This is a genomic window from Parapedobacter luteus (genome assembly GCF_900168055.1).
GTDB lineage: Bacteria > Bacteroidota > Bacteroidia > Sphingobacteriales > Sphingobacteriaceae > Parapedobacter > Parapedobacter luteus.
Window position 1 is genome coordinate 467,213 of record NZ_FUYS01000003.1, and the last position, 26,922, is coordinate 494,134.

General features: G+C 53.3%; 24 protein-coding genes. 10 read left to right on the forward strand and 14 right to left on the reverse strand.

Annotated elements, in window-relative coordinates; genetic code table 11:
• Positions 1–86 precede the first annotated feature (86 nt).
• From B5X72_RS08585 to B5X72_RS08595, 3 genes are all read right to left on the reverse strand, one after another.
• Positions 87–359 (reverse strand): type II toxin-antitoxin system YafQ family toxin, encoded by a 273-nt coding sequence (locus tag B5X72_RS08585; protein ID WP_079716420.1) that lies wholly within the window; start codon positions 357–359, stop codon positions 87–89.
• On the reverse strand, positions 359–553 hold the full coding sequence (locus B5X72_RS08590; RefSeq protein WP_079716421.1) for a hypothetical protein: 195 nt from the start codon (positions 551–553) through the stop codon (positions 359–361). The genes B5X72_RS08585 and B5X72_RS08590 overlap by 1 nt, the downstream gene beginning before the upstream one ends.
• A gap of 110 nt (positions 554–663) precedes the next feature.
• On the reverse strand, positions 664–1,782 hold the full coding sequence (locus B5X72_RS08595; RefSeq protein WP_079716422.1) for a DUF3298 domain-containing protein: 1,119 nt from the start codon (positions 1,780–1,782) through the stop codon (positions 664–666).
• Between the two features lie 136 nt (positions 1,783–1,918).
• Between B5X72_RS08595 and B5X72_RS08600 the strand changes: the two genes are divergently transcribed.
• From B5X72_RS08600 to B5X72_RS08625, 6 genes are all read left to right on the forward strand, one after another.
• Positions 1,919–3,442, forward strand: a complete 1,524-nt coding sequence (locus B5X72_RS08600; protein WP_079716423.1) for a WG repeat-containing protein — start codon at positions 1,919–1,921, stop codon at positions 3,440–3,442.
• 1 nt (position 3,443) lies between these two features.
• On the forward strand, positions 3,444–4,523 hold the full coding sequence (locus B5X72_RS08605) for a hypothetical protein (RefSeq protein ID WP_176146133.1): 1,080 nt from the start codon (positions 3,444–3,446) through the stop codon (positions 4,521–4,523).
• Positions 4,489–6,957 (forward strand): tetratricopeptide repeat protein, encoded by a 2,469-nt coding sequence (locus B5X72_RS08610; protein ID WP_079716424.1) that lies wholly within the window; start codon positions 4,489–4,491, stop codon positions 6,955–6,957. The genes B5X72_RS08605 and B5X72_RS08610 overlap by 35 nt, the downstream gene beginning before the upstream one ends.
• A 21-nt stretch (positions 6,958–6,978) precedes the next feature.
• On the forward strand, positions 6,979–9,192 hold the full coding sequence (locus tag B5X72_RS08615; protein WP_079716425.1) for a sensor histidine kinase: 2,214 nt from the start codon (positions 6,979–6,981) through the stop codon (positions 9,190–9,192).
• A gap of 114 nt (positions 9,193–9,306) precedes the next feature.
• Positions 9,307–10,248: a hypothetical protein gene (locus B5X72_RS08620; RefSeq protein ID WP_079716426.1), complete on the forward strand. Its 942-nt coding sequence runs from the start codon at positions 9,307–9,309 to the stop codon at positions 10,246–10,248.
• Complete coding sequence (locus tag B5X72_RS08625) at positions 10,241–10,735, forward strand: hypothetical protein (protein ID WP_079716427.1); 495 nt, start codon at positions 10,241–10,243, stop codon at positions 10,733–10,735. Before B5X72_RS08620 ends, B5X72_RS08625 begins: the two co-directional genes overlap by 8 nt.
• Positions 10,736–10,754: 19 nt before the next feature.
• On the opposite strand, the gene B5X72_RS08630 is transcribed toward B5X72_RS08625, so the two are convergent.
• From B5X72_RS08630 to B5X72_RS08660, 6 genes are all read right to left on the reverse strand, one after another.
• Entirely contained in the window at positions 10,755–11,807 is a 1,053-nt protein-coding gene (locus B5X72_RS08630; protein WP_139378603.1) for a hypothetical protein, read from the reverse strand.
• Complete coding sequence (locus B5X72_RS08635; RefSeq protein ID WP_079716429.1) at positions 11,807–13,189, reverse strand: hypothetical protein; 1,383 nt, start codon at positions 13,187–13,189, stop codon at positions 11,807–11,809. Before B5X72_RS08635 ends, B5X72_RS08630 begins: the two co-directional genes overlap by 1 nt.
• 1 nt (position 13,190) lies before the next feature.
• Complete coding sequence (locus B5X72_RS08640) at positions 13,191–14,450, reverse strand: hypothetical protein (RefSeq protein ID WP_079716430.1); 1,260 nt, start codon at positions 14,448–14,450, stop codon at positions 13,191–13,193.
• Positions 14,451–14,629: 179 nt separating this feature from the next.
• Positions 14,630–15,235 carry a nucleotidyl transferase AbiEii/AbiGii toxin family protein gene (locus B5X72_RS08645; protein ID WP_245826894.1) on the reverse strand — a complete coding sequence of 202 codons (606 nt, stop codon included), beginning with the start codon at positions 15,233–15,235 and terminating at the stop codon, positions 14,630–14,632.
• 65 nt (positions 15,236–15,300) lie between these two features.
• Positions 15,301–15,792, reverse strand: coding sequence for a helix-turn-helix transcriptional regulator (locus B5X72_RS08650; RefSeq protein WP_079716432.1), 492 nt, complete (start codon positions 15,790–15,792; stop codon positions 15,301–15,303).
• Positions 15,793–16,237: 445 nt separating this feature from the next.
• Positions 16,238–17,077, reverse strand: a complete 840-nt coding sequence (locus B5X72_RS08660) for a hypothetical protein (RefSeq protein WP_079716434.1) — start codon at positions 17,075–17,077, stop codon at positions 16,238–16,240.
• Positions 17,078–17,217: 140 nt separating this feature from the next.
• Between B5X72_RS08660 and B5X72_RS08665 the strand changes: the two genes are divergently transcribed.
• Together B5X72_RS08665 and B5X72_RS08670 are read left to right on the forward strand one after the other, a co-directional pair.
• On the forward strand, positions 17,218–17,967 hold the full coding sequence (locus tag B5X72_RS08665; protein WP_079716435.1) for a hypothetical protein: 750 nt from the start codon (positions 17,218–17,220) through the stop codon (positions 17,965–17,967).
• 88 nt (positions 17,968–18,055) lie between these two features.
• Positions 18,056–18,256: a DUF2683 family protein gene (locus B5X72_RS08670; RefSeq protein ID WP_079716436.1), complete on the forward strand. Its 201-nt coding sequence runs from the start codon at positions 18,056–18,058 to the stop codon at positions 18,254–18,256.
• A 21-nt stretch (positions 18,257–18,277) separates the two neighbouring features.
• On the opposite strand, the gene B5X72_RS08675 is transcribed toward B5X72_RS08670, so the two are convergent.
• The 5 genes from B5X72_RS08675 to B5X72_RS08695 all read right to left on the reverse strand — a co-directional run bounded on the left by B5X72_RS08675 (position 18,278) and on the right by B5X72_RS08695 (position 25,737).
• Entirely contained in the window at positions 18,278–18,892 is a 615-nt protein-coding gene (locus tag B5X72_RS08675; RefSeq protein WP_217698113.1) for a hypothetical protein, read from the reverse strand.
• Positions 18,886–21,375: a WG repeat-containing protein gene (locus B5X72_RS08680; protein WP_079716438.1), complete on the reverse strand. Its 2,490-nt coding sequence runs from the start codon at positions 21,373–21,375 to the stop codon at positions 18,886–18,888. The genes B5X72_RS08675 and B5X72_RS08680 overlap by 7 nt, the downstream gene beginning before the upstream one ends.
• Before the next feature lie 4 nt (positions 21,376–21,379).
• On the reverse strand, positions 21,380–21,772 hold the full coding sequence (locus tag B5X72_RS08685) for a hypothetical protein (protein WP_079716439.1): 393 nt from the start codon (positions 21,770–21,772) through the stop codon (positions 21,380–21,382).
• Positions 21,773–21,855: 83 nt separating this feature from the next.
• Positions 21,856–23,319 (reverse strand): hypothetical protein, encoded by a 1,464-nt coding sequence (locus B5X72_RS08690; protein ID WP_079716440.1) that lies wholly within the window; start codon positions 23,317–23,319, stop codon positions 21,856–21,858.
• Between the two features lie 18 nt (positions 23,320–23,337).
• Entirely contained in the window at positions 23,338–25,737 is a 2,400-nt protein-coding gene (locus B5X72_RS08695) for a WG repeat-containing protein (RefSeq protein WP_079716441.1), read from the reverse strand.
• A 118-nt stretch (positions 25,738–25,855) separates the two neighbouring features.
• Between B5X72_RS08695 and B5X72_RS08700 the strand changes: the two genes are divergently transcribed.
• Both B5X72_RS08700 and B5X72_RS08705 read left to right on the forward strand, forming a co-directional pair.
• Positions 25,856–26,266 (forward strand): hypothetical protein, encoded by a 411-nt coding sequence (locus B5X72_RS08700; RefSeq protein ID WP_079716442.1) that lies wholly within the window; start codon positions 25,856–25,858, stop codon positions 26,264–26,266.
• A gap of 116 nt (positions 26,267–26,382) precedes the next feature.
• On the forward strand, positions 26,383–26,919 hold the full coding sequence (locus B5X72_RS08705; protein WP_079716443.1) for a hypothetical protein: 537 nt from the start codon (positions 26,383–26,385) through the stop codon (positions 26,917–26,919).
• Positions 26,920–26,922 lie beyond the last annotated feature (3 nt).

A 26,922-nucleotide genomic window follows, 5' to 3' on the forward strand; every position in this document is an offset into this window, starting at 1 on the left:
CCAGCCGTGCCGTTCTGAAAAATGGCTGATTTTCGGGATGCTCACATCGCGGCGGAATCAGAGGTTGTGGCTCTTTCCAGATGTACTTAAAATAAATCGCTATGTGTGCCTGTTCTTACCAATGTAATGAGCCTTATGGTGTCCTCTTGCTCCCAAACCAACAGCCAATCGGGTTGGACATGGCATTCCCAAAACCCTTTGTACTTACCCGTCAATTTGTGCGGTTTGTTTTTTTGCGGGAGTGTACCTTTTTCAACCAACTGGGTAACGACTTCATCGAGAAGTCGCATATCCAAACCGCGCTTTTTTGCGAGTTTAATATCTCTTTTGAACTTTCCCGTCTGTTCAAGTTGATACATTACGAGTAAAGTTCTTTTCTGAAATCCTCCAGCGTGGTTTTGGTCGTCTTGCCTGATTTAGCCTCTTTTATCGCTTTTTCAGTATCTTTATTGTAACGAGGTTCTTCAAACTCTACAAAAGGAAGCGTTTTAAGATATTCATAGAATACTTTTGCCTGTTTGCTTCGCTTATCGATTTTTATCGTGATTTCCATATCCGCACATTTAATGATACTCCCCCCAAAAGTACGAAAAAATAAAATTGTTCGCCATTGATAGCGAAAGAATTGAGCTTATCCATGAAAATGGCTGATTTTCGGGATGCTCACATTGCGGCGGAATCCGAATCGTAGCGGAATCCGGGGCGCAACACGGCCTTCAGCTTTTCATAGGGCACAAACAACCTGAAGTATCCGTATGCATAGGGCGTCAGCTCATATAACCCGTAATGAAACGTAATGCCCTGTTTCGATAAAATGAAGTTCGATGAATAGGTGATCGAATCGGCGATGAAAATCCCGTATTCGTCTTCATTGAGCTTCACGTCCGGCTCAATACCATACTGCTCCCGCACTTCGGCATCCAGCAGTCCATTGAGGGCCTGCTCCTGACCGACATCCAGTATATCTTCCAATTGAAGCCATTTTTTGTCGCGCTTACGGTACGTGTAAAAGTGCTGGGACGACATGCCATGCGCACCGCCCGTATAACGAAAGGTGCTGAAACCCATGACCAGGTAATCAGGGGTGTTGAGCACCGGGTAAACCGAATATTCGTATTGGTGATTCAGGGTATACGCAAGCTGCTCATCCAGCTCTTCCACCCTATCCGTCATCTCGGCTTCATATCCTTCCTCGAACAAGCCAAGCTGCTGATCGGCATATGCACCGAAATCGGTGAATCCACCGCCCGTGATGAGCGCTGTCAACGCCCCGGCCAAAGCCCCGTCATCGGGCAAAAACCCACGGAACTGCATGGTCCCTTCCAGGGCTTCCTCCAGTTGCCCGGATTCCACCGTCACAATCGTGTGCCGCTCAAACGGCAAAAACCGTTCGACCCCACGCCTATCCGACAGCGTGAAATGGAAGGCGACGGTATCCGCTTCGCTCGCCAGCATACCGGTATAGGAGCGGCCGTCAAACGCGCCGGTAAACGTTTCGCTGTCGCCCTGGTCTAACCACGTACTGAGTACCAGCGACTGAAAATTACCGCTGCGTGAACTGCGGTACAACTCAACGGGTAAGCATTCATCGAGCAAGTAATAGTGCGCTGCAACCGGCGGTATTTCCTCGGGCAATCCGGCTTCCAGTGCCGGATAAATGGCAATTTCCATACAGGCCGCGTGCTGACCGATTTCCCCTTCAAGGAGGTAATAACCCGGCGATTGCGCCAGAATTGCGGACGAGACACACAGTAAAAGGAGAAGTAAGGACAACCGTTTCATTGCGATAATTGACACCGGCACAAAAATACCGACAAAACCGGCGACTGCCCTCACTGAAATCAGGGATTTTCAACCGTTAAAAATACCCCTGATTTCCACTATTTTTTTCCCTGCCGGGCCGCACTAACTTTGCGTCATGCGAAATGGCTGTGCACATCCGATTGCCCTGACGCTGGCTGCCGTATTGAGCACGTCGGCCAGCGCCTGTATGGCGCCCCCTGTGCAACCGCCCAGTGGACAACGCACTGATACAATGAAACATTATCTTTACCTGGCAGCCGATGGCCGGTATGGCTATGCCGACGAACAGATGAACGTCGTCATTCCCCCTTCGTTCCGCTCCGCCGGAACGTTTACCTCCACCGGTTTCGCCGTAGTGGAAGATGAGCAACTGCGTTATGGCGTAATTGATAAGTCCGGCGAGCTGGTTATCCCCTTCCGGTACAGAAACATTTACTTGCGAGTGGCGGGTAACCGTACGCTCGCCCGGACGGAACGGACCTATACCAATCGGCTCCGGTTTTGGGAGTGGCGTTTCCTGCCGGGGTTTTCCATTACCGGTGGCTCATCGGATAGCCGGTTGTTTGATACCGAGGTTAAACGCGCTCACGTGAAAATCACCGTACTGGAAACGAATCAGACCATTTATTCACAACGCGTACCAGCGGCAAGCAGTTATGGCCAGCAGTTTGCTATCAGGCCGCTGGACAAGCTACACTTCCTGCAAGGGAACAGGCTTTTTAAGCTCACCGACCGGAAGGTAAAGCGCTTGGCGCGGCATATTTTTGACGAGGTAGATGGCGGACTGCTCCTGCAGCAGCGGGGAAACGGCTTCCGGTTGATTGACCGCGAGGGGAAACCGGCTTCCGGCACGCGGTATAGACAGGCCGACAGCCTGCACACCGCTATCAACGGCTTGCCACTTTCCATTGCCGTAAGCAGCAATCGATACGATGATGCGTGCCGTGCCATGGTGCTTGCAGACGACGAAGGACACCAGTATATCTTTCCCGATTTCAGCAAAGCATTTCCCGCAAGGATAGACGCAGCAGCCGTTCATGGCGTCGCCGCCGACACCGTACTCCGTACGGCTCGACTGATCAGCGGGATGCCCGGCACAGACCGCTTCATGCTGCGGTGGTTCAATCGGCAGGCATCCTGGTTCGAACACACCATGGTCGATACGGCGGGCCACTGGCACATGGACCCGCCGCTTGACAATAAATTCACCGTGGTAATCCCTTCGGGAGATATACGCTGGCCTCCCGCGGGGCACATCATCCGCGATGAGGCCGTGGAAACCGGTTGGCGAATTGTCGCTTACCGCAACATAGCAGACGAGCTATATGAGGTGACCATCAAACGCGACAGTACGGAACGCATGGGCGTTTGGGATGCCGGGGCGGGGAACTGGCGCTGGAAACCTGAGCACCATTACATCCGCTGCCTGAATCTGCGCCAGGGCTATTGGACTTTTAAGCCCGGCAAAGACAGCCTCTACGGCTTGTACCATTTACCGTCGGGGCGCGTCGTCATTCCGCCGAAATACCACGACATGTCGGCCGATGGCACGGTATCTTATTACGATGAAAAGCTCGGTTATACCCGGTTTTATGTAAATTGGCAGACGCAACAGGAATTCCGGGAGAAAAGCAACTGAAATGAGATGGTGGTTTGGTTTAATGGCATTCATTACCCTTTCGTATGCCTGCACGCAGCACGGGCGGAAGGTCGAGCCGGCCTTTTATTACTGGAAGACCGTGTACCAAGCCGATGATACGGAACAAACCTACCTGAGCGGGTTAGGCGCAAAGCGGCTTTTCGTGCGGATCATGGATGTGGACAACCAAGGACCGAACGGCGAACCGATTCCGGTCTCTCCCATCGTGTTCAAGGATACGCTGCCCGATTCCCTCCAGCTGGTTCCGGTGGTGTTCATCGCCAACCAGGTGCTCAAAGACCGTACGGAAGCCGAGCTTGACAGCCTGGCCGAACGGGTAAGCGCCTTCGTGCTGGGCAAAATCAAGCAGGCAGGTAAATCGGAATTTGATGAGTTGCAAATCGATTGCGACTGGACCGCCAGTACCCGGGAGGCTTACTTCCACCTCCTTGACCGGATACGGCAGCGGATGCCGGCGGGCACGCTGCTCTCGGCCACGTTGCGCCTGCACCAGGTGCGCAATCCGCACAGCAGCGGCACGCCGCCGGTAGACAAAGTGCTGCTGATGTGCTACAACATGGGCAACTTGCGCAGGTTCGGGCCGCAAAATTCCATCCTGGACATCAACGAAATGCACGTATACCTGAAGGGGTACCTGCGCGCCTATCCGCTGCCGATGGATGTGGCGCTTCCGCTATTTAGCTGGTCAGTGGTGTTCCGTGACGGACAATATGCCGGCATCAGTAAGCGCCTGGACCCCGCCCTGCTTTCGGACACCGCCTTGTTCAACCCGCTGGACGACACGTCGCTCTTCCGGCTTAGGGAACCGCTTCCTGAAGCCGGCCTTCGGAAAGGAGATGTCATCCGCCGTGAGCATGTCGGCTATGCGGACGTACGCCGGGCCGCCCGTTTCCTCGCCGACGAGCTGCCTGCGGCAGACTTCACCCTGCTCTACTACCACCTGGATAAAAACTTGCTGGCTGGCTTTCCAGCTGAAACGCCACCGGCATCATCACATGTACCTTCACCACAACAGCTATTCACCCATGCATCGCTTCAGGAAATTATCGATTGCTTTTAGTGCGTTTGCCGGCGCTTTCTTCGGCGAAATCGCACTCAATATCGCCTGCGGTCCCGAACCCGACCCGTACGACTATTACGTGTCGTACTTTCACAACAACGTGGCCGGCGATGGGTATGCGCCCTTTTCGTTTACCGACCTCCGCTTTCTCTACGACGAGGAGGAACCCGGGAGCGAGTCCCGCATCAACAGCGCGGAGTGGGCTGAATACTTAGGTGAGGCCGTACGGCCTGCTGATGTGCACGCCGCGATGTACCGCACCGATGCCGCCACGGACTCCGCTATACGCGCTTTTCTGGAAACGCAGGCCGCCCCGCTGCCCGACAGCCTTTCGGAAAACACCTACCTCCAGGCGCTGGCGCGCAACAAAAATGCCCGCGCGCTTTACCTGTTTGCCAAGACCGCGGAACCCCATGCACTGGCTGCGCATGCGGGTTATGACCATTACTGGAATCCCGAACCGCGTGATACCGCTAGCATGAACGTATTGGCCGCACAGGCGGAGGCATTGGCAAGGCAGCACCGGAAAGCCCCGTTTCTTCGCATACGCTACGCCTACCAGGCGGCACGCATGTACCATTATGCCGGCGATTATGCCAACTGCGTCCGCATTTACGACCGGTGGATTGATGAGGCACCCGCGACGACAGCCCTGAAAGGCTGGGCGCTGATGCTGAAAGCAGGTGCGCTGCGGCGCCTCGGGGAGCCCGCGGAAGCGGCGTACTTATTCGCAAACGTATTTTCCAGTAACCCGGAAAGGCGCGTACAGGCCTACAAAAACATCCACTACATCGATGTGCCCGTTGAAGAAATACTGGCCCATGCACGGTCCGATAACGAACGGGCAACCATCCACGCGGCGCTGGGCTTCCGAAATGCGGACCTCGATACCGCAACCCTGAAAACGGTGTACCGGCTGGCGCCGGGCAGCCCATTGGTTGCCACGCTCCTTGTCCGCGAAGTGAATAAGCTGGAATCGCGCCTCACGGAGCAGTCGCCCTACTACCAGGGCCGATGGGGCGGGTGGGGGTTCTACGACGGCAGCACCCCGGCATCAGCCGCGCAGGCACATGCACGGGCAATCATCGGCTTTTGTCGGCAGCTGTCGGCCGATGCCGCTTATCCCGAACCGGCGCTCGGCACCGTCGCAGAAGCCTACCTCCATTGGCTGCTGCACGAGGATACCGAAGCCGTGGCCCTGCTGGGCGGACTGGCTCCCGGGACACTGTCGCCCCGACTGGCCGACCAATACCGCATTGTCGACCTGCTGGTACGTGCCCGGGCGCTGGAAACCCCGCAGCCGGCCGATGTAGCGCGGTTAACCGAGACCTTAAACTGGCTGGATGCCAAACGCAGTGAAGAACTACGGGAAGCCATGGAACGGGCGGGCGACGAACCGGGCTATGCATTTTGGGCGCAGAAAGACCTGCGCTTTACCCGCACGGCTACCAATTTTTACCAATCGCTGCTTGCGCCGCACTTCATGGCGTCCGGCGATACCGCCCTCGCCGCAATGGCCATGCTGAAGGCTGACATCCCTTCCCCGGGCCACGTGGGAAATGCCGGCAGGTCCCTACTATCGCAGATATCGTGGAGCGCTGCGACGTTCTGGCAGGAGCAACTGCCCCCCACCGCACTGGAACAACTGGGGCGCTGGGCTACCGAAGGCATGGATTCGCCATGGGCGCCCCTCTTCGGCAGCCTGCTGGGCGATCTCATCGGCGACGACTACTGGGACCTGCTGGGCACCGCCTACCTGCGCACGCATGCGTATGGCGCAGCATCCCGCGCGTTTGCAAAGCTCTCTCCACAATTCCAGCGCGAATCGCCGGTAGACTGGTATGGCGGGGAGGAACAGCCGCTGTACCCTGACCCGTTTATCACTGCCATCAACGACTACCCCAAACGTTTCGGCGGCACACCGCTCACCAAAGCCGGATTCGCGAAGGCCATGGCCGACCTGCAGCGGCGCATTGCCGAAGACCCCGGCAATGCGGCCTCCTATTACTTCCAGCTGGCCAATGGCGTGTACCAGACCGGCGCTTTCGGCAACGCATGGCAATTGATCAGCTACCACTGGACCAGTACGCACAATTACATCCGGGGAAATTACTACTATGCCGGCGATTACCACGATGCCCGCCAGGCGGCAGCATGGTACGAGAAGGCGCGCGAGCTGAGCAAAGACCCCGAATTCCGCGCAAAATGCACGTTCATGCTGGCTAAATGCGAACAGAAGCGGTACAGTTACCCCAGCCTGAAAGCGTATTACGACGGTGGCTTCTCATACGGCAATAGGCCCGACCCCTTCTGGCTGTTCAGTCAACGGAACAGGTATTTCGGGGAACTGGAAACCCACTACGGAAATACGGCGTTTTTCCAGGCGGCCGTACGGGAATGTACCTACCTCGCTGATTTCATAAACAGGCCGTAGTGCAGGCCGATAACGGAACGCATGAGAAGCATCGTCTTATCATTCACCTGTTCGTTGGTATGCTGCCTGGCCGTGTTGGTTTGCCGTGCACAGGACGCATTGGATGCCGTGGCCAAGGCCTATCAGCAGGCCGGCTATGAAAACGGCGAGAAATTCCTGAAAGCCGGCCCCTATGTCCGCGCATTGTTTTTCAACGAACGCCGGGACGAAGCGATAGCCGTTCTGGAAGAAAACATCCGCTTGGCGCGGAAAAGGCAAGACGGCAAATATGCCGCGTACCTATACGGACTACGGGCACTCAACACGTTCATACTGGGCGATTCGGCACAGGCTGCCCGGTACATCGACAGCGCATCGGTTTTCGCGGCCCGCACGGCCGACCGCAAAATTAAGGGCTACGTGCACTATTGCCGGGGGTGGTTGCTGGCGCGCGCCGGCCGCGAGGTGGATGCCGTAACCACCTTTGTGGAGGGCCTCCGCCTGCTCGAAAACACCGGCGCCCACACCTACCAGCGTTCGATCTACAGCGAACTATATGCGATATACGCCAATTGGCGGGCTACCGACCTTCAAACGAAGTATGCCTACCTGAATCTGGGCCTGGCCGTAAAATGGAAAGAACCATCGGCCCTGTTCGATGCACACATGCGCATGGGGCACCTGTATGAGACGCTTACCTCGGAAACCGGAAACCCATCGTTTGCCGACAGTGCAGTGCGCTATTACCGGAGCGCGATAGCCCTCTTCGAGGATAACCCGTCAACGATGGGAACCTCGCCCACCGATTTGGCGCATGTAGCCATTAACCTGGCAAACCTGCACCTCAACAACGCCGATACGGCTGACCGGCGGCAGGCAGAAAAGTATGCGCGCAAGGCGATTGCAATCGCCGACCAGTATGGGCATACCCAATTCAAAGCCGCTGGCTACGGTATCCTGTCTGCCCTGGCACGGAGCAGCCATCAGCCTGAAAATGCAAAAACCTACCTGCTGGCCGCTCTGGCTGCCGCTTCGCAGGAGACGGCCATGAATACCGAAACGCTTCCCCTTATTTTCCGGAACCTTGCCGAGCTGTCGGAGGAGCAGCAGGAGCATACCGAAGCGCTGCATTATTACAAGCAGTACGTAGCCGCCGCCGAGGATCGATTCGATGCAGAGAAGTTGGAATTGTCTGCACGGCTGGAAGCCCAATACGAGCGCGCCAAGCAACAACAGGCACTGGGGCAACTGCGCCTGGAGTCCGCGCAAAAGGAACAGCAACTCAAGCTGATGGATGCTCGTGCTGCCGAACAGCGGCAAGCGATTGAAGTGATGAAACTCAACGAAGAAAACCAGCGCCAGCAACTGGCGTTTGCTAACCTCCAAAATCAGCAGAAGGAGCAGGAGCTCGCAGCCGTGCAACGCGAAGTGGCGCTCAAGTCGCGCATCAGCCAGACCTACATTATCCTCTTTGCTGTTGCATTGTTCATGATGGCGCTGCTGTTCTACGCTTACCGGCAGCGCTCAAAGACGTTGACCCAGCAAAGGCATCTTCATCGGCTGGAAATGGAACAGGTCCAGCAACAACACGAAATATCCAACCTTACCGCCATGCTCAGCGGACAGGAGCAGGAGCGTTCGCGGTTGGCGCGCGACCTACATGATGGCCTTGGCGGACTGCTTTCGGGGACTAAGATTGAGCTTTCCGCCGTATTTTCCCGCGTGAACGACGCGGCCGCCCGGGAAAAAGTCACCCGCTCACTGAACCAGCTCGATGCGGCGGTCAATGAGCTCCGCCGTGTGGCGCACAACCTCATGCCCGAGCTGCTTTTGAAATATGGACTCACGGAGGCCATCCGCGAATACTGTAACCGGATGTCTCACGGCGACCTGGAGGTTGCCGCCGAGATTGTCAGCTACACCGACAGCCTCGACACCAATCGCCAGGTGGTCGTTTACCGCATCATCCAGGAGCTGGTAAACAACGCCATGAAGCATGCCGAGGCCAAGCACATCCTGATTCAGCTGGCACAGGCTGACGGCACCCTATACCTGACCGTAGAAGATGACGGCAAGGGGTTCGACGTCGCCACGCTGGATGGGCGGAAGTCGGCCGGCATACACAATGTGCAATCGCGGCTGGATTACCTGAAGGGGCACCTTAACCTCATCAGCGAGCCAGGCATGGGTACCACAGTGGAGATTGAATTTCCCTTGGCACAACCGGCCAAGATTATCCAGGCGAGCGGATCGTGAACGGAAAACCTGAGCGACTTCGCTAAAATTCCCTTTTTTCAGGGATTTATTACCTGCACCATAGCCTTGATATTTGTTTCGGTGAACAGGCAGCATTACCTAAAGACTACGTGGATGAAAACAGCTATCTATTATCTTTTATGGGCATCATTAGCAGCACTCGTTGCCCAAGCTTGCGCATTAGAAGGCGGCAGCAGGAGCGCCCAACCAGCAACACGTATTTCCGTTGAATTGAAACCCACCGCATCTGCGATCGACACCGCGCACTTGCTAGACGAGTGGAAGGCACTGGCCAGCCTTACCCAACCCGCTGGAGGTCCATCGCGGTCGTTTGACGTTTCCATGGTGGTGAGTGATACGGCCGTCACTGCCGAAATCTGGCCGAAGCTGTCCGACCGTCACCGCCAAAACTTTATCCGATTGTTGGACACACTAACCCGGCATCCGTCACCTATCCCACGGACACTGAGAAATCAGCAATTATCCGTCAATGAAACGGACACCAGCCTGCTGAGACTGCTTGCACTTACACCTGACACGACGTTTGCATTGCTTCCCGACCTTGGCAGCGCGCACTGGACGTATACCCACCGTGAAGTACCGGGTTACGCCGGCATGTCGCAATCGTATGTCACGACCTACCTCACGTACCAGCTGCGGCAGCCGATCCCTTCGCTCCAGTATAGGCTCGGGTTTGCGCCTTCAGCATCGGGGGAGGAAAACCCGATCCGCGAATCGATGGAAGCTATTATGCAACAGCTGCCGCCTTCTTCGGCAGACTACTCCATCGGTACCGGCGACCCCATTGCCGACAGCCTATGGCAGCGGCTGCGCGGCAACCAGCGGCTCACTATCGATTCCAACACCATGCAAATCCGGTGGACATCGGTCGATTTTAACTTTAGGCCATTTACCCCCATACTCGATCAGGATACGCTTTTTACCGTCAGTGTTATGAAATTACTGGAAGAAACAACTCCCGAAATGTATCACCTGCTGCTTGCGCCGGAGCTGACCCGCATCATGGCCGCTTATCGGATGGACGACGATGAATAAGAACTTCTTTACTACGTTACTCGCGGTATTTGTCCTGCTTGCTCCCGTTGCAGCTCAGGAGAATTCGGGATTTATGTTCCCAAATCGTTTCGGTTTGTCCATGCAGAAAAAACTGGGGGTTGATGTCGGGCTGATTTCGTTCAATCAATTTACTGATTCTTCTCCGATGACCTTTTATGACATCTCTCTGGGTGTTGAATCCTATGTGACCAACCCCTTTACGCTGGCGCCAAAACTCAGCTTCGATTTCGGCCTTGGCGACATGATCCTATTTGGCGGAGGTATTGATGTGTCTCTGCCTACCGATTTTTCCAAACACACGTGGATGTTTACCCCAAAAGTAGGAATAAGCATAGCTTCTATTATGCGGTTGTATTACGGCTATAATCAATTTGGAAAAGAAAATGGCTTTCCAAACCTGGGTAACCACAGGGTGTCATTGGAAATTAACCTGGCGGCTTTCCACGACTTCGGGATTGGCTTATAGCAGCCCGGTTGAAGCCCGTCTACTCCAAGCTACTCCGCAAAAACGTCAATCTTCCTTTGTATACCAGGTACTCCACATGCACAGGCGTTTGCAACGGATCCAGCAGCCCCCGGTCGGCCGCAGCGATGTCATGCTGAATGTGGTGCAGTCCGCCGCATAACCGAACCCAACCATCGAACACCGATGTTACCGCATTGTTTCCGCGGTACCGGGTCACCGTCAAGTACCATTCTGTTGCGGTACCGCGATAAATCTCGACGTACGTATCCGGATTGTGTTTGTTCAGCCACGCCCGGATTTCCGGCCAGCTTACGAGTGCATGTCCTAACATAAGCAGCAACACAGCGCCATTGAATACGACGAGCATCTCCCCGAGGTATTCCCACCCCCCGCCGACCTGCCATTCGATAAACCAGCAAATCCCTACTAGCAACAGGGAAACGAACAGACAGATGCCAGCATATAATTTCAACATACCGGAAAGGCTACCCCCGATTACCTGCCAATCTTCGGTGCTTACCGGCCTGCGGATGGGCTCGGTCACATCCGAACCGGGATAAACCGCACCTGCAATCAATCCGCCGGGCAACAGGTACAGCTCAATCGGCAGCCGGCTCCAGGAGATCACCTCCACGATCCGCGTGTTCTGGAACGCTTTGAATCCCATAAATGCCAGGGTACCCTCAATCGGACGGCCATCGATTACATAGCGCACCCGCTTCCCTTTGAGGCGCTGGATGCCATCCAGCCTGCCACTGATCAGCGAAAACCCCTGGTTGTTGAGGCAGTCATCCAACACCCGGCGGCGTTTGCGATGATAAAAAACAAAATACGCCGGGATTCCGAAAAACACCATGTAAAGCAATACGAGAAGAACCTGTAACCCGACTTCTTCATCCCGTAAGCCGCCATTCCGTAAACTCAAAACGATGGCAATAAAAACCAAAAAGAACACAGCCGTTACAGCCACAAACGTAGCATAAAACCGGTGGTGATACCCGCGCCGCTCCTCAAGTGTCCGGCGGATCGATATCGGTAAGTCGGCGGAAGCGTTTTTGTTGTGCGGCATCATTAATGATTATCGGATAACGGTTGCACCCTATATTGTTCTTGTTGTATATCCCACACGACTTTGGGCAGCGGTAGGCGCAGCATCGCCGCATTGGAAACCAGTGCCAGGTCATGCCGACGATTCACCATGGCGATCCGGTAATCATAGTCGCCGGGGCTGATATCCGACGGTAAGACCATGCCTCCATCCGCTGCTCCGTCCAAGACATAAGCACCATCTTTCCAAACGACGAAATTATCCGCCCACATCGCCACTTCCCCTACGCCGGGGATGGGGTACGACTGCTTATAGCTCGATACCTGCCACACCCGGTACGCTTCATCGCCCGCTTTTGGCCGGTAGAGGAGGTACACGCCTTCGGCTTCGAACGTTTCGAGATGAGTAGTCGAATTTTTTGCGCCCATATACAGCAGTGCGGCATAAACGCTATCCGCATCGCCAGCCACGCCCAGATCGCCAACGGTCAATTCGAGTCCATCGTTTGCGGCAAACACCTCCCGGTAAAAGTCCAGCCGGTTGCTGCTCGCCTCCATCACGGTGATGTATTTGTCGATGTTGCCGCGTGCCGGGTTCACATACCGGATTTTCAGCCAGCCTTTTTCCACATAGTCCAGCACTTCGTAATGATCGCCCTTGACCAGGTACATCGCCGACCGGCGTTCGGGTTGTGGGGCATCGTGCAGGTACAGCCGCTCCTGCTCCACCGGCAGGATGACCGGCTCCATGTCGTCTGTCGGCGAAAACAGGTATACCGCCCCACTGTGCACCGTATCCCCTGCCCGGTTGAAGACGGTGTGCACCGCAGTGAGCGGCACCAGTGCTGTCCAGGGAGCATCCTGTTCGACCGGGCGGAGCGACTCAGCCAGGTAGACTTCGCCCTGCGGCGTGAACTTCCAGCCTTGCCGCCGGTACATTTCCCGCTGGTCCTGCAGGACTCGTCTGTAGTCTGCCTGGACAAACAGGATTCCCTCCTCCTCCAGGAAATATGGGTTCAAAAAGCCCGTTGGCCGGCCCACATGCCCATTGCCCTCGGGCAGCGGCACTTCCCTGAAACGGCCCGCCGAAGGCTGGAATAGAAAGATGCGCCAGCGGTGCGGCGTATGATACCTATCGCCCAGGAATTGCACCGAAAAATCGGCATAACCATCACCATTATAGTCCGCTGCCTCCACCTGAGCCGTTGCGACCATTTCGCCGAGCACGACCGCCTGGGTATCGGTTTGGTTCTCCGATAGAATCATCACTTCCATCGTGTCGCCCCGGAACTCCACTAAAGCACGCTGCTGGCCGCTGACGGCGATGGCATGCCGGTCCTGTGCCCGCGCACCAACGATGCAGACGACCCACACAGCACCGAATAGGATGGGTATACGAAACATCATTTTATTGCTTTTCTTTCCGCCTGACGGTTAGCTCATGGAGTTCATCGGTAGCGGTATTCCATTGATAACCGCACGCAACATCGCCCATGAAAAGCTGGACTTCCCATAGGTTTCCATCCAGCCGCCGGGCATACACCTCCCTCCCCAGTAACCAGTCCGCCGCCCAATTATAGCCCAGATTATCGGAAGTCATCACGTACGCTGCCGTCGTCAAAACCTGCGAATATTTCAATTCATTAATGGAAATCGATTCAGGCAGTATTTGGTCCCCAAACGAGTCAAATAACCCGAGGTTGGATTGCATTTTTTCCGTCAACCCCAGGTCTTCTTGCATAAATTCTGCCCAACGTTCCCGTTGGATTGGTGGATAGCGACCGAGTACCGCATTGCGCAGGGCGGTATACGCCCCGCGGTTTTCTGCCAGAAATTGCTGCTGTCTTTCCTCGATTTCACGGTCGTCAAAATCCGGGTAGAAGTCGTCATACAACATCCATTTAAACTCGTCGATTTTGTTCAATAGTTCCTGCTGGGGGGTAGACGCCTTCGGTAACCGTCCGGCCAGCCACCCCGGTTGCTGCTTTCCGCCGGTATAGACCAGTACCTGCAGCAGTTCGATACCGTTCGTGGCATAGTCCCAGCTGTATTTCATGACAAAAGCCCGGTTAACTATCACTACGCTCCATTGCGTGTCCTTTATGCGATCGGCAAAACACAACCACCCCAACCCATAAAGTTGAACGTAATCCTGCCAGCGCATCCCCTTTTCCTGCGTCAGGTAGTCCGACACCGCGATGTGGATCAGGTTTACGGAAGATAGGGTTCCTCCCGGGCCGAATGTCCGCGCCGCAGTCAGCACGCTCGTCAGGTCAATTATTTCCCGCACCGAAACGCTATCTTGCTGAAAGTATTTGTCCAGCACCTGCAAATCCAGCACTTCATAGCCGGGAAAGGCCTCCGGCGCAGGCGGCAGTGCCTCCAATCCCGCAAGGCGCAGGCGGAGATAGCGATCCTTGTTTTTTTCAATAAATACCTGCATATGCCGGGTTACCGGGTGCGCTAAAGCGGCCTCCGGATTATCTTCCCCCGCCGCCATCCAGTCTACAAATTCCGCTTTCTTTTCATCGCGGTAAGGGGCCATCCAACGGTCCAGTTCCGCGCTCAATTGCTGTTCTTCCGCTTCGGCAGATAGCGGCTTCTGGCAGGCGGCGGCGCTGCCCGCCCACAGTAAAAAGGCGATTAAAAATACTTTTGGTGTATTCATCGCCCAAAACAACACAAAATACCGTTCGGATAAAACCCCCGTTTTCAGGGATTTTCTGTCAGGCAGCGATGGGTACGTTTAAAGGACGATAAGACTGAGGTTAATTTTCCGCACGTTTCCCGGGGGGTGTAGAACTCTCTCCGTAACTCACTGATAGTATATCGTTTATAAGCATCACTTTACAGTGTATTGTTGTATTTCTCGACAGCTTCAACAATGTCCTCTTTGATAAACTCCCAGTATTTGCCTCGTAGACATATGGGATCAAATTCGTCGTCCGCTAAGGTAAAATCTGTAAAGTTTTTTAAAATGAGGTCTTTGTCATGCGTGTAAGGATAGCGATGTTGATGTAATGCTATCATAGCCTGGACATCGTGATTAGTCAACAGCTCATGCAGGTCCCAAAAATCTTTCTTTCGGCCGACACGTTGAACGACATCGACCTTCATTGCAATAATCTCCTCTATCGTGGCCAATCGAATGCCGTCTACTACCGAGGCAGGCTGTATGAATGAATCGGTATAAAACACATCTAACTTGACGGTATTATCGTTATCAGTACCGATACTGTAGGACTTTCCCATTGCTGGGTTAATTCCCGAAGAATGAACGTGGAAGGGAAATGTATTTTCTATAAAATCATCAATCTCTTTAAAGTCAATACTGCCGTATGGCGCATCAGTGAATAAGTCGATATCGACCGATATACGATGACCGATCTGGAGACTTAGTGCAGTGCCACCAACCAATCGAAATTGCGTCAATGCGGAGGAGGAGGGCTTCATTAAAGCGATCAACGAATCCTTCAAGAGGTCCGTAACGGTACCATAAAATAAACTGCTCATCCCTATTAATTTGGCTTATAGATGGTGTATGGAGTTCTGGCTTTGGACGCTTCTAACGCCTGCTTTACTTTTTCAATGCCATAAAAACGCGTTATCTCTCCTTTTTCGTCTTCATTGCCACGTTCAAAGACGCGTTGGATGACCGCACGGTATTGCTTCTGCCAATCTATTTTGTTGATATCCGTATCCCAAAAAAGGGATGTACGGAGAACGGACAGATTTGGCGTGGATTGAATTTCTTTTTCTTTGACCTTTTGGATATCGTAATAAGCCTGTAGAACTACCAACGTACCCTCTTCCAAACCTAGTTCCCGTTCGATTTTTAACGCCAAGGCTGTACTAAGCCCACGTTTGCCTTTGGTTATTGCGTTAAACGTCTGTGGATGTTCGTCTAAAGACAATGCAAACGGTCGTTGCTTAATCGCACGCTTTTTCAATTCGCGTTCGAGAACAATCCCCGGATGTATGCCTTTATATTTTTCGAACTGCTTAATCACAGAACAAATATAAACATTTTTGTTTATATAAATATAAATTTATAGAGCTAGATATTTTTACTGGTGGGATTCAAATCACCGTTTTTTCTGCTCTTTATCTAAACCTAAATATTCACAGACTTCCTCCGTACTAAGCAATTGGTGTGATTGTTTGCCACGTATTTTTTTTATCGTATTGTAAATACGTAAGCTCTGCCGGTAGCTCTTGCCGGTGATACGTGCTATATCCTTTGGATAAATACAGATTCTTCTCATTTTTATACTTTATGTACGCTTTATCTACTCTTTTGATACTGAGATAAAGTAGCGTAGCTGTTCATCATTTTGATGCCCAACTTGGTAACAAGTTGGTATAAAGTTGAGGTGGAATCTTTATTGCAATTTACAAAATAAACTTAGGAAATATTTTTCCAACTTATTTTGACTGCAGATAATGTCGGAAGTTCTAAACGCTGCTCTTCAGAATTCCCTTTGACGCGCATGCAAGGGGTTTTGATACGTTTTGTTTACTAATTTGTGAAGCCGGAGGACCCCGGAGTTCAAGCGTTTGTATCGGCTTCTCGAGCGGATCCCAGACCGCAGTTGTGTCCACTTGCATCCGGCTAAACACGGTACGCAACGGAAACGTGCGGGTGTAATGCCCATGGAGGTGGGGCGACAAGGAAGCTGTATCACTTGCTGCCACGAAACCATCCCACCCGCCCTGGCCATTTTCTTTCAGGAAGAGATACGGCTGGCCTATATTTTCCCGCCCGCAGCTGACGCGCAGCAGCTCTACAGGACGTTTCCAGTCCGTTACATCCATACAAAACAAGCCGTATCCTACGGCATTACCTGTTAAAAAAATACCATCATGGTGCAATCCACCCAACGTCCCGCTTACGGCATCCTCCCGGTATTCCACTTGTGTGCCCGGCACGATGACACGGCTCACCTGACCGGAATCGGGGTGGTACAGCACCACCTCGTAGCGGGAACTTATCACCAAGGTCTCCCCATCCGCTGAAAGCTTCAGGCCGATCATATCACCATCCACCCATCCGCCGTCGCCCATACCCTGCTCAAAAGGCAAATCCACGATATACTCCCTCCCCTCCCGGTTAACATAAAGTTGCCGCCCATCAAGACACCTGTATTCCGCGCCCGGGACTTCTACTGTGGATTGCGCCAACGTAACAACAGAAGCCGATAACACAACTAAATAGGTCAGCAGCGCGTTCATGTTCGGTACTTTACGGTTTTCAAACATCCCGTATCCGTATACCACAGTTATTTCGGTATTCATAGCAATGCGCGTTAGACAAGTAAAATAATGCAAAAAAGATCCGGCCCAAAACCCCTGAATTCAGGGATTTATTCCCCCACGCAAAAAGGTAAACTTTGCAGTCACAATAAAATACCAAACTATGCAATAATGACTGCACGATGATATCCATTATCCTATTGTCAACGGCTGCCATTTACACACCGCAGCTGACGGACTCCATACCCGATAAATACAGCTGGCATCCCGATGGGCTCATCATCTATGCAGCCCCTTCGCTAACCGCCGATTCGATCAATCGCGCCGGTTATGGGGAATTTATCCTCGTCGAGGAGTTATGGGATGGTGAGACCGTCTACGTGACCCGCTACCAACACGATGAAGATAAGTGGATTTCAGACGAATACCTGAAACTGTACCAGCATGCATCCCATTGGCTACGGGTAAAGCACGGCGGCCGGCCGGGTTTCATCTTGGACACGTACTTGGCCCCCATTCCACCGCCGGATACCTCGCATGCGTCCGGCTTGATCTGGGAGGAATATCTTAAAAGCCTGTCAATGGTAACGTTCGAGGAATCCGAGGGCCAAACCGAAGACTTCTGTGCAAGAAACACCCTGCATTTTGCGAACGGCATCATATACACCTATACAGATTTCGGGCCCTGTGAGCAATGCGGTCATGTCCAAAAGCAGCTGTACCTCCCGCTCACCAGTAAAGCCGAGGCCATGATGATGGGGTTGCATTTCTTCCGCTACTATGGTCTTTTCTCGGGAGCGAACAGCGTGTTGCTCAAGCGCGAGGGTGAAGCCGTGGCATTAGAAGGATATATGGAGTCCGGCCAAGTAACGATCATTTCGTTTAGCAAGCAACAAGATGGCGTGTGCCTGATTGAAGACAATTACTTGTAAGCGAATCGCCAATGAAAGCTGCCTAGGGAGCGGATTTCATTCTAAACAGATAAATCACTAACTTTGTATGTATCAAAACTGGAGTGCTATGGAAACATTTATTGTCCACACGGAAAACAAAGCGCAAGCGAATGCGATAAAAGCAGTGCTTAAAGCATCGAATATTACGTTTGAAAAGACCACCGAGAAACCATACAACTCGGAATTTGTGAAGAAAATCCAAAAAAGTGATCAAGAATACAAAGCAGGCCAGTTTAAAACCATAAAAACCGAGGACTTGTGGAAGTAGATTATTCCGAGCAGGCTCGGCTTAAGCACTGCAATCGGTAGTGACGCGGTCAATCAATGTTAAATACCATTTATCGGCGATCAGCGTAAGGTTAAAAATTAACTCCTCATCTTCCTGGCCTGTGAGTACAATCCGTCGGCTCTGCTGCGCAAGGTCGCGGAAACGTGCCAGTTCAGTCTCCGGAATGGAGTCCCCGCGATACTTGACGAGATTCTGCGCCGTTTGAGCGAGCTTATCGTCGCTCCGTGTGGTATCGGCAAAAAGTCCGGTTTTATCCCATACCATCTCGCCGCAGTCATAAACAGGAAGTTCCGCGTAGTGAACCGAATCGGGTACGGCAACCATATCCGGATAACCCAAATATGCCGGCACCGGTTGCTCAAAATCAATCGAATCGACGAGCACATACTCATCAAAAACACCGATCCGGTAAATCACCGCGAGTCCGGTTTCCTCCGATATCAACCCGTTGAGCGTAGCGCCATCCCGGTCATGAAACGCGTGGATAACCTTCATGACGGTCGCCTCAAAATGATCCGGTTTGACGGGGGAATTACAAGAAGAAAACGACGCAGGCACCACCAAGGCAACGGCACATAAAGCGCTCCTTGCTTTTAATTGCAGGTGTATCACCACAAGCCAGTATTTACGGTAAACGTTCCCGAGGGTACGCCCTCCACCTGCAACACCTCGCCCTTGTCTGTGTAATATTGCCATTCTCCGTTTTTATAACACAACATAGGAAAGGTAATTTCCGTTCCCTTTTCGTATCGGTTCAGCAATAGGTTGTCGAATTCCACCGGAAGGATAATTTGTCCGCTGCGATCGGCAATGCCGAATTTGTAACCAACCGAAAGCAAAAAATATGCCCCGTTGTTGAACACCTCCACGCCGTCATATTTCGGAGGGACCAGCACCTGCCCGGTACTGTCGGCGATACCGGCCCGTAGTTCACCTGTATTTTCCTCCACCCTCCGGATGACCAGGTGCCGCCCGGTAAAATAATCCATCGCCATCAAAAACTCATTCGGAGCGGTATACACTTCGCTGGAAAGCGGTCGGCCGTCGCGGCCGAGGAACTGATAGGCTACATATCCCACTTGGGAGCGCCAGTCGGACGCCGGAAAATACCTGGCGCCGACGGCGATGCCGTGCGCGTTGAAGTCCAGTACCCGATCGTACACCGGTTCCGTCACCCAATTGCCTGCCGTATCCAGGAGACCATATCGGCCATCAACCCGCACCCAGCCAAGGCCGAACGGCGAAAACCGCTCCAGCAGGGCATCTTCCGTCCTGTCGTCATACGCGTAAGCAAAGGCAAATTTGCTGTTTGGTACCGACTTCCCGAGCACCGGGCTGTACAGCTGTGCGCGCACGGAGTCGTCCGAAATCAACACCAAACCGGGGTACCTGACCGATTGGGCATACCGGGCAGGGAGTTTGGTTACCACTCCGCGCCGGCCATCGATGAGGATGGCTGGGCCACCGTTCCGGGCGCCGGATAACAAGGCAAACGTCCCGCCGACGCTATCGTACACCGTGTATTCGGCAGGCACAGCCTCCTGCCCGTCCATCCTGCGTATACCATATCGATAGTCGCCGTAATCGCCGTTTACCGTCAGCACAATCGGTCCCGAGCCGGGCAGTTTACGCAACTGATCGAATGCAGGCGGGATAATCTCCCGCTGCAACTCCGCATCGTACAGGCCCTGCTTACCGGCCTTGGTCACGACAAAATACCGCAAGGACGAAGTGTCCCATAGCGACCACGATGCATAGCCGAGCGGTAGCAGCTCCCTGCCCGTGAAATCGTATACGGCCTGCTCGCCCTGATGCTCGCCGACCACCACAGCATCGGGGCCGTCGTACGTAAGCGAAGCCAGGTCGATTTCGTGAAATTTCGGGGAAACCACTTGGCCGGTTTCCGCAAAGTACAGGCCGTACAGCGCCTTTTGCCGGGTCTTGAAGATGGTAATTCCCTTGCTGCCCGACGAATAGAAATAATCGTTCACGTGGGTTACTGCGGTATACGATGGCGCCAGCAGTTCACGGCCCGTCGTATCATAGAGTCCCCAGCGACCGTCTTTCGCAAGGGCAAAGTAATCATCGTATACATTCACGTCGTCCCATTGCGGCGGAATCAGCACGCCTTTACCCCGTTGGTAGACACCTTTGCGCCCACCCTTCTCCACAATGGCATAGGGACCATGATACCCGCGGAAATCATTGGCATTGGGCACGGTGATGCGCTCGTATTCGGCAGGCAGTATTTCATTGGCATCGTGATCAATCAATCCGTATCGGCCGTTTACCTGGACAACCAACTCGCCGCCGGCGAGTATTTCAAGGGGATCCCGGCCGTCAGCAGAAAACTCCCTGCCCGTCGGGATATGCACCACTACCGGGCGGCCGTTTTTCGAAAACGAGCGCACCCATTCGTCACTCCGCATGCCCCAATGCTCGTGCTCGTATGCAAAGGGCACCCGTACTTGGCCGTCGAAACCCATGATGCCCCATTTTCCATCCCGCTGCGCATACACATAATCCGACTTCCGGCCGCATCCCCCGCAATAGTCAAAACCATCGTACTTCGCCGGAATGGCCAGCTGCGCGGCCTCCCGATCATAAACACCCCACTTTGTTCCGGCTTTGACATCGAAATACCGGCCATCGAGGTAACCCACGTCATCAAAAAAAGGCAGCAGCATTCCCTCTTCCCTACTGTACAAGGAGTGCTTGCCGTCTTTCATCACCTTCCAGAACGCGCCGAACCGGGTATCGATCTGCTGATATTCCGGGGGTAACACCCAACCGCCCGATCGGGCCAGTACCCCATATCGGCCATCCTTGGTTACGACGCCGAGTGGTTGAGCGGCGGTATCGGCACTGCCGATATCTTCGATGTAACTATCAAACAACCGCTTGCCGGCGCGGTCGATGTAAAACGTACGGTCGCCAGCGGTTATCTGCGCAAAGCCATGGCCGTTGAAGCGCTCCGCCCGCGCCGATGCCCCCTCTTGGGCATTGGCCGGCATCGTTGCGCCGCCCAGTGTCGCCGCCAAGACGCCATACCCTACAATAGCGGATCTAAAATTGTTTTTCAGCATCACCTGTAACATCGGACTAAAGGAAAAACAGGTAAACCAACAATCCGGCCAAGAGCGTCAACGCGATGGAAATGGCAAAATAAACAGCCACCATTTTCCAATACGCCCCAGCGGTGAGATGAGGCAAGCCCGCGGCTATCCGTTTCGCGTCTGTTATGGTGACGGGCATAAAGCTGATGGTGCCGACAAAAAAGATCAATCCCAACTCCCACAGATAGATACTGGCGTTTCCAACGCTGATGTAATCATCGATATCAGCAAAGACCAGCTTGAGCGCAACAGCCAGCAGTCCCCCCAAGGAAATGATGACTGGCCAACCGCCAAACCGGTCTTTCTTGAAAGCCTCCTGCATTTTAGCAGCGTACTCCTCATCCGTATCTTGCCGATTTCCATTATGGTCGTTACTCATACTCCTTATATTATAATTTATATACACAAAACTAACGGCCAACGCCATGTGCTGCAATCCCTGAAAACCGGGCTTTTCACCTTCTATCGCTTGGTCAAACCCGTTTCAAATTCGCGGTCGATGAATCCTTGGGTGTCCACGCCTTTTTCCCGCAAAGTCGTTCGGACGATTTCGGCCGCTTTAGCAAAATCTGCCCGCGTAAGCCCATGAAATTGCGACGACGCCAGATAAAATCGAACACTCGGAAAGCTTTCCAAGAACCAGCTCAAATCCGTCAAATTGGTATATCCAAAACTACCGGCCATTTTTTCGGGAAGTTCTTCCGGATGTTCGTACTCCAGCATCCACATCAGCGTGAACGGCGCACGCGGCTTCTCCCCGGTCATCCTGATTCTGAAAAACGACGACAGCTCGGCCCGTTCGTCATACAGGAAAAAATAGAGTTTCTTGGATTCGCGTGCGGCTGCGTGGGGGTGATACTGGATCTGGGGAAACTGCAGGGAATCACGCCAAAGGTAAATGCGGTAGCCGAGCGAATCTTTATTGCGGATAAAATCCTGCATGATGCGGCTGTCTTCAGCCACGTCCAGCACCGGAATACCGGTCGGCACGCGTACGCCATCGTTCGGTATCAATACGGGTTTCAAGTTAGCCGAGGGATCGTTGCTAAACAGGTACACCGCGCCCTCACCCGCGATGGTACGCTGAAGTGCATTTTGCTGTTTGCGGTATTGCTTAGCGGTATTTTGGTGCAGGTTCGCCAAAGGGTCTGTTTTTAGTTTCTGCACGATATCGGGCATGCAGGTTCTGATAAAAAGAAACACCGAAAAGACCAGCGATACCGGAATGACGATGTTCCTGGCCCGGTTTTGCCGTTTCCGTGCTGCTTCCAGCGCTTCCCTCGCTTCGGCATGGGCGGCGGGGGCTGCCTTTTTACGTGGAACAGGCGCCGGAACAGGAACAGCCTGTGGAATGCCTGTATCGCCGGCAGTCAGCGTACTGCCCGTCTTTGGGTTGCCAATCTCCGGACCAACCCCCGCATCCGGGACCCTCCCGTGCCGTTGCCAGGCATCGATATGACTGACAAACGTATCAAGAAAAGCCATGTAGCCCTCAATCTCCTGCTCATATTCCTTCACGTGTAAATCGAAGCGATACCTTTTCCCGGCTTTGGTAAATATCAACAGCGAAGGGGCTGGTTTGTCAAAATTCAGACGGGAGAGGCCTTTCCGGATTTCGTAATGCTGGATGTCATCGTACCGTATCGCACCGAATATCTTAGAGATAAATCCGCCTTCCACAAAGGTGATTTCCTCTTTTGCATTCCGTGACCGGGTCTGTTTTACGGCAAAATAAACGATGCTTCCAAACCAAACGGCCATTCCGAAAATAAGGCATATGGCAGCGTACCGTGTGTCCACACGGTAATGCTCCAGGAGTAGCGCAACGGGAACGAGCACCAGAAACCCCGCAAACAAGGTGATGAGGATGGCGTAGGTGTAACGTACTTTTATGAAATAGAAGGTGTAAGACCGCCGTGTATGCATCTGTGGTTTCTTCCTGTTTTAATACCCAAGCTTATCCCCCGCCGACACCGGCAGTTCCGTACCGTCGGCCTGCACATAGGTCCACTGCCCACCCACCTTCACCCGTGCCGGAAAATAGCCCGCATGGGAGTCATTCAGCCGGACCTCCTCATAGCGGGGCGCCACGAGCACTTTCCCCGTGCTGCTCGCGAAGCCGGACTTTCCGTCCTTTTCCACGCGAAGAAGTGAATCACTTATTAAGCGGATATGATCGTATTCCGTCGGCAATACCGTAGCACCGTCAAGGCCCACCAATCCCGCTTTGCCATTCAGGCGGACCTGAAACAAGGCAGGCTGCTTCAGGTAATCCACCGCTTCGTACGCTGCTTCCAATATCACCCGGCCACGCATATCGATCACCCCTACATTATCGTTTCGCCAGATTTTCCGCATTTCGCCGTTATAGATCTTGTCCATACCATGGTATTCAAGCGGCAATACCACGTTCCCGGCGGAGTCGATGATACCGATGAGCGCTTTACCATCCACGCTTCTCGATGCGGCGGCGAGGCCACCGAAGAAGTCATCCACGAAGTCAAACCCCTCAAAACGGACTTCCTTACCCTGCCGGTCCACAAACAGGTTCTTTTCAGCACCCACCTTGAGCAGCCCACCTTGGAAAGGCCGAACCTGTAGTAACCGGCTGATGCTATCGGGCATCAGTTGCTTGCTCAGCCGGTAGGGGGAGAAATCCCATTGCGGATGATGGTAAAGCTGTTTGCCATCGGCGTCAAACAGGGTGGTCGACCAATGGCTATCGTTCCGCGTTGTTACCACATAACGGTCCGTATCCACCGCATGGACAAGCAGCCTTTTGGTTGGCGGAATTAACGGGCTGCCGTCCGCCCGGAAATAAGCAGATACCGGATCGGCTGTGGCGTTGCCATTTCCCCGCCCGCTCGTCGCCTTGATGAAGCAACCCAACTGCCATTCCAGTTGCTCATATTCCGGTGGCAACAGGAGGTGCTTCCGCTCCAGGTCATACAAACCGATCGATTCCCCATCGGGAATGCGAATGATCGAAGCGGGGCCGGTACCCGAAACGTTTGCGCTGTAACCGCCCATGGGAAACCGGTAAGAAACCGGTAGCAGTTCTTTCCCCTGCAAGTCGGCCAATCCGTATCGTTCACCCGCAACGACATAGAGGCAACTCCGCGCTCCCGTGTTACCAAACTGTATACCGTCGTATTCCATCGGGAGCAGTTTCTTGCCAGCGCGGTTGAACAAATTGTATTTGCCTGCTGCCCGAGCCATGAAATACAGGTCGCCGCCCGTTGTTTCTTTATCGTTTCGCTGGCCAGATGACTTACTCGGGCTACCCGGAATCATGGGAGGCCCGTCGATGATTACCGAACCGGATATGGCCGGTCTGCCACGGTCGTCGAGGATTTTGATATCGCTATATTGGCAAGGCACGATCAGTTGGCCATCGTCGGCAAGCACACCCTTTTTTCCATTTTGGGTCACGATACACCGCCCATCCACCCAATCTGCCGCATCGTCATATATCGGCAGAATCCGCACGCTCCCGTCGGCGGCTAGCCATCCGGTTTTTCCGCCGCGTTCTATCCGCACCAGTGGGCCGTCGGCGCTCATCCGGTCATATTGCTCCATCGTCAGCCGCTTGCCGAGCGTATCCAGCAAGAAAATCTCATTCCCCTGCTGGCCTAAAAGTAGCGGCCCGCCATCCAGCCGTATACCCATCAGATCATCATAAACAGCCGGCATCACTTCCCGCTTTCCATCAGGCGATCGGAGTCCCTTCTTGCCGGCGGCGGTTACCTCCAGGTAGCCGTCCGGCACATAACAACGGGTCAGATCGTCATAGGTAAACGGCAGTACCTCCCCGCCGTCGGTCAACGACAGCAACCCCCATTTTCCCGCTTTCTGGGCAGCCAATACGTGTGCATTGATGGGGCGGAGGTCGTCATATACCGGTTCGGCAACTGTTTTGCCCAATGTATCGATAGCTCCCACCTTACCATCAAGCTGCACGATAGCCAGAAAATAATGATAGCTTTTATCCGCGCCCGGATGACGCTTATCGGCATATTCATAACGGATATCATCATAAATGAAATCCGCAATCACGTCCCCTTTGCTATTTATGGCACCGTATGCCCCATCGGTTACCGCGATGCACACCGGGGCACCGTATCGCACAGGCTTATCCACCACCACCTTTCCCGAGCGGTGCAGGTACCGGGATTTTCCGGCCACCCGTATTTCCGCAAAGTCGCCCTTGAACGGGCCAAGCGCATCGGCATGGAGCGTATCAGTCGGCAGATGGTGAATGGCGGGTGTAGCCGACAAAGGGGCTGATAAAAAGACCACACTGCCAAGCAGTGTAACAGCGATGAAGTAAACGAATCGGAACATGATAAATCACTAATCTTAACCCTGCAAAAATAGCCTTTGTTGTTCCGGGTATAAATACCGGATTTCAGGGGTTTTAAATGCCGAGCCTGACGACTAACTTTGTTTACAAAGCCAACGGATGAATACATATACATCACCTGATCAGAAACATCGCCTGACGTTTACGTACGAAGGTGAGATCCGTTTTGGACCTGAGTTTTACACCGTTAAGCTAGACGGTATGCCCATTTCCGAAAGAATATTTGGGGATTACTGCCTGTGGCAGCCAAATTCCCGCATGGTAGCCTTGCAAGAATGGCTCAAAACGGGGGCTCACTTAGGTGTCGTAACAGCGCTGACCTTAATCGATCTTCAGGAAATGAAATTGGCGCAAATACCAAAGGTGGATATGAGACGTATTTTTTCGGTCAGATTTGAAAATGAATCGATTCGTTATCGGGAAAAACAGTTGTGGACAACAGTGGAACGTGAAATCAAGCTGGATGACATTCATGACTGGCAAAACTTAACTGATGAGACCGGCACATGATAGATCATTTAACAGCACCATGGACATGCGGCGACAGGTTCATCTACCGAAAAAATCACGGATTTCGGCTATTGCCTGGGTATTGTGTCGTTAATAGCTTTAAAAAAGTGATTGCCATGACGATGAAAGAAAATATCCCGATGAAATCCAACTTTTTTCACACGCTGTTTATAGGTGCCTTAATCGTCTGTGTCGGCATCTCCCCCGTTCGCGCGCAACGTGCAACCGGTTTTATGCCCCTCAATAGGCTGGGCGTATCGTATCAGAAAGCCGTTGGCGTAGACCTTGGTTTCGGCGCATACAATCTCCTCTTTGGTCGCCAGCTGACGCATTTCTTCGATGTTTCGCTTGGCTCCGAAGCTGTCTTCGCTAATCAGTTGATATTAGTCCCTAAGGTGAACGCTGATATCGGGTTCGACATTATAGAGGCGCTGACCTTCGGTGGCGGAATTGATGCGGGATGGCATACCGATTTCTCACAAGGTACTTGGCGATTTTCGCCGAAGGCCGGTTTTACGGCCGGTTCGGTAATCCGTTTGTATTACGCCCGTCACCTGTACGGTAATCCACAGCAGTTCGCTCATATCGGGCAGCACCGCATATCGCTGGAAGTAAACATTGCCGCCTTCCATAATATGAAAATAGGTTTTTAATAT